At 44.6% G+C, this 3872-nt stretch carries 9 protein-coding genes and 2 tRNA genes; all 11 read left to right on the top strand.

Annotated features, from left to right (window positions below):
- The coding region (locus V8I28_RS13070) for a VRR-NUC domain-containing protein (protein WP_341780476.1) at positions 1 to 401 on the top strand (401 nt) is incomplete at its 5' end.
- Positions 398 to 835, top strand: coding sequence for a hypothetical protein (locus V8I28_RS13065; protein WP_341780475.1), 438 nt, complete (start codon positions 398 to 400; stop codon positions 833 to 835). The genes V8I28_RS13070 and V8I28_RS13065, both read left to right, overlap by 4 nt.
- 160 nt (positions 836 to 995) lie before the next feature.
- Positions 996 to 1502 (top strand): hypothetical protein, encoded by a 507-nt coding sequence (locus V8I28_RS13060; RefSeq protein ID WP_341780474.1) that lies wholly within the window; start codon positions 996 to 998, stop codon positions 1500 to 1502.
- A 38-nt stretch (positions 1503 to 1540) separates the two neighbouring features.
- On the top strand, positions 1541 to 1759 hold the full coding sequence (locus V8I28_RS13055; RefSeq protein ID WP_341780473.1) for a hypothetical protein: 219 nt from the start codon (positions 1541 to 1543) through the stop codon (positions 1757 to 1759).
- On the top strand, positions 1752 to 2159 hold the full coding sequence (locus V8I28_RS13050; RefSeq protein ID WP_341780472.1) for a hypothetical protein: 408 nt from the start codon (positions 1752 to 1754) through the stop codon (positions 2157 to 2159). Before V8I28_RS13055 ends, V8I28_RS13050 begins: the two co-directional genes overlap by 8 nt.
- Entirely contained in the window at positions 2140 to 2331 is a 192-nt protein-coding gene (locus V8I28_RS13045) for a hypothetical protein (protein WP_148467641.1), read from the top strand. Before V8I28_RS13050 ends, V8I28_RS13045 begins: the two co-directional genes overlap by 20 nt.
- Positions 2332 to 2361: 30 nt before the next feature.
- A complete protein-coding gene (locus V8I28_RS13040; RefSeq protein WP_341780471.1) occupies positions 2362 to 2658 on the top strand; it encodes a hypothetical protein in 297 nt (98 codons plus the stop codon).
- Between the two features lie 12 nt (positions 2659 to 2670).
- Positions 2671 to 2817, top strand: a complete 147-nt coding sequence (locus tag V8I28_RS13035) for a hypothetical protein (protein WP_341780470.1) — start codon at positions 2671 to 2673, stop codon at positions 2815 to 2817.
- Between the two features lie 275 nt (positions 2818 to 3092).
- Positions 3093 to 3572 (top strand): ArpU family phage packaging/lysis transcriptional regulator, encoded by a 480-nt coding sequence (locus V8I28_RS13030; RefSeq protein ID WP_341780469.1) that lies wholly within the window; start codon positions 3093 to 3095, stop codon positions 3570 to 3572.
- Between the two features lie 123 nt (positions 3573 to 3695).
- A tRNA-Arg gene (locus V8I28_RS13025) sits at positions 3696 to 3766 on the top strand.
- 45 nt (positions 3767 to 3811) lie between these two features.
- A tRNA-OTHER gene (locus V8I28_RS13020) sits at positions 3812 to 3869 on the top strand.
- Positions 3870 to 3872 lie beyond the last annotated feature (3 nt).

Raw genomic sequence — 3872 nt, 5'->3', positions numbered from 1 at the left:
GCTATAGCCCTGATGGTGATAAGGAAATAGTCAAGCCACTCAAGCACAAAAAGCGTGGACCGGGTCCAGAACATGTCATTCAGACGCAAATCATCGCTATGCTGTCGCTAAATGGATGTCAGGTATGGCGTATCAACGTCGGTAGGGTACCCATGAAAGACGGACGGTTCTTTAGCGCTGGCCCTGAGAGAGGCTTTCCTGACCTATGCGGATATCGCAAGTCTGATGGCAAAATGTTCTTCATCGAGGTCAAGACGAAGACTGGTAAGCGGCGGCCTGCGCAAGAATACTTTGCTAAGGAAATCGCGGCTGACCCGGTTATTTATGGGGTCGCTCGCAGCCCGGAGGAAGCATTGGAAATCGTGCAGCAAGGATTAAATCGAACGGAGGACAAACGATGAGCAGAAAAAAGCATCGTGATAAGACCATCATCAAAACTGCAGGTACGCTAGTCAGCTTCCTTCGACACAATGGTGTGAGGATCATGCGGTATGACTCATACTCATCGAACAGCATTTACTTGAAGCTGGATTACGGGTTGCTGTACTCGATTAGAATCAGCGACCATCGAGGAAAAGAGCACCTACGGTATCGGTTCAATGTTATTAAGGGTTACAAAGGGCCAAGATACGTACCTACCAAGTGGGGGTGGCAACGTGAGTTTTATCAACTAGAGCCTGACGATTTAAATGATTTGTGCATGCAGATTTTATACATGAAAGAGGCAAAGCTCAGAGAATTCGGTCCATTTCGATACCAAACGCTTATGGAAAAACGGCAGCGCATGCATGCTACTGAGCACGGATTTTGGCAGATGGCCAAGGACTTGGGGTAATGCAAGTTAGATTGACGAGCGACAGAGGTTGTCATGAGTGCCGCCTGTCATACGCACGGACACACTACTTGGACCACATAGCGACATGGAAGATAAAAGCTGCACTTTGGCAACAGAAAAAGCCGGTCATTAATGGCTGGCGGGTGGAGGTAATTGGGAAATGGGATTAAACATTTCAGCAATCGCAAACAGTGATGCAATTAATCCGGTAGACGTTTGGAATTATCCGGATGAGAGCGATTTTGCATACCGAAACGATCATGCGAGATTTGAACGCGATTGCAAAATTTACGATGGACTTTTGGAAGATTATGAGACTTCTAGAGGAGAGCTTAACAGCTTCCGAATAGGGTATGGGGACTTTTTTAAAATTCGAGTGGCTTTGAGCAAGCCATTGGGATTTTACTACTACAAAAAAGATCCACACAATCCTTTTGATTTATGGCTAGAAATGGGACGAAAAAGTACACAGGAAGCACAGCTAATTCAAGATTTCTTTCTGCATTCAGATTGTGATGGACTGTTTGACGTAAACCACGTTAAGCAGCTCGCTAGGGAACTAGATGAACTTAAAGCTAGCCAGTTATCAGCCACTAAGCATCTACCTGAGTTTTATGAATTTGTGAAATTCAGCGCCAATAATAATTTGATGTGGGAATTTGAATGAGAGGCAGTCAATAGCTAGATAATCGAGGTAGTCAGAAGATGAGCGATTTAGTGATTCCTGAAGTTGGAAAAATATTTACCTTAAAGATGGATAGCTCGATTTTTATTATGAGAATGAGTTATACAGATGCACACAGCAATTATTATCATGCTGATGATTTTGTGCCGTTTTGTGAGTTTAATGAACCGGAAGCAGACATGGCGTTAAAGGGTAATGTACACACGAACCCAGAACTATTGGAGGCACAGCATGGATAAGAATACTAAAAGAAATATTGACAAAGACATTGAAAAATCGTTTGCAGAAACATTTGATCCGCTGCTAAAAAGCGTCTATGGCTGGTCAGTGAAGGATGGTAAGTGTGTCCCACCGAAAATCATCTTTCCGAAAACAGTTGCCGATAGAATTGAGTATTTTGCAGAAGAAATGGAAAATGGTTTAACTTTCCAAGGGGCGCTAGAATTTATCTTCGCTAGAGACGAAGAAAAGTGCAAAGAAGATTGTGAGCAGGTAATGGATTGGCTACCAGTCAGTGATGGCTTCAAAAAATGGAGCGATGACTACTTCTCATACAATTTTAAAGAAGCACAGGTAATGCTTGCTTTGATTTATGGAAATTATCAAGTGGAGGCACAGCATGACACACGAACAGATTGAGTATCGCAATTACGTGATGCAAGGCATGGCAAGCTACGGCGGCGATGTGGCACAGGCGTTAGTGTGGTGCGGCAATCACTTTACCAAGCTGAGCAACAGCCAACGCAACGCGATTAACAAGCTGTCAGCGAAGGAACGCAACCAGGTTATCCATGAGCTGACGATGGGATAAAATTCTTATTTTATGTAGGAGAAAACCTAAATGAAAATGACAACCGAAATTACGCATCGATATTTTGAATTTAGTCCAAAAACTGGGGCGTACTACTATGCTTTAATCGCTGCTGGCAGCAAGCAAGCAGCCATCGATATCTACTATCGCGACATCTCTGATCGCGATGACGAGCTAGACGCTGACTGTAAAGAATTGACATCAGCAGAAGCATGGGACAAGTGCAAAAGCGCTGATGACGTTGAGGGTGAACTAAGTATTGAAGAGCTACTGGAAGAGTTTGAAGGAAACGGCATCATTCTTTGGCCGCTGGAGCTGATTCAGTAAGGAGGAAAAATCATGATTGATATGCGAATAGGTGAGTATCACATCACAAGCGAACCACGAAATTATATCGTATCACTTGCTAAGCTAAGCGATGATGGAACGCCGAAGACCGTTATGACAAAGGCCGGCGAGGTTCTCAGTGAACGTGCGTTAGGCTAATATAACTCGTTGCCACAAGCCTTGCAGGCGATTGCTAAGGACATGATGAAACGCGGTGATGAACGTGTCACAAGCGTTGAGCAGTACGTGTAGAAGGCAAAATCGGTAGATGTGGCCCTCAACCATGCGGTTTATGAGCATGGGTTAGAGCTGGAAAAGCAATCGCAAAATATTTAGACAGCAAAAAAGGGCCGCCCAGCAGCAGCCCTTACCCAAATTATGCTTACTCAATGGTCAACAACTAATTATAGCATAACCAAGGGGTGGCAAGCGCTATGGAAAGCATCTTTAAGAATGTGGATGAGGATAAGACGATTGAAAAAGCTGAGTCAGTGCTAAAAGATTATTGGAAGTGGAAATTGCGGGCACGGCGCGCGCGTTTCAACTTGCAGAGTCCTGCAATGGACGGCATGCCACAAAGTCCCAGCTTCGAAAACCACGTTGATGAGAAGCATGTAAACAAGCTTAACGCCGAATTTATGGCTAATCTGGTAGTCAACGTTATTAAGGCGATTGGCATTGACGAGCAGACTGACCGCTATTCACAGGCACTGTATTTCTTGTATATTAAGCGATACTCAAAGGTAAAGTGCATGGCTTGTATGGATCATATCTCGGATAAGACCTTCGATAAGTATTTACGGGAAGGGAAGCTTGCTTTTGCCGAAGTCTATCCTGACACAGTTGAGGACTTAATCGTTAAGAAACCACACAAATATGAGCCTGAGAAGCGTGCAGAATTTAGTTTTGATTAATTGCTCCGTGTTTTTTCCGATAAAATTCCGGGAAAGTTCCGGGTTCGCTCCGGATTATGCATGGATTCGGGGTGTAAATTAGTAGTATCGAAAGATGTAGGGAGGCCACCCCGCCTCATCTAACACGTATAGCTTAGCTGGAAAAGCAGTGGCCTTCTAAGCCACCGACGCGGGTTCGAATCCCGCTGCGTGCATTGTGGTGGAATGATGAACCGGCCACAAGATTGCTTCTCTCAAGGACGTGCATAGCTCAACGGAAGAGCAAAGAAGATACGGGTTCGACTCCCGTTGCACGTATTG

Source organism: Levilactobacillus sp. HBUAS70063 (assembly GCF_038374745.1).
Classification (GTDB): Bacteria; Bacillota; Bacilli; order Lactobacillales; family Lactobacillaceae; genus Levilactobacillus.
This window is presented reverse-complemented; position numbering and strand designations above follow the sequence as displayed.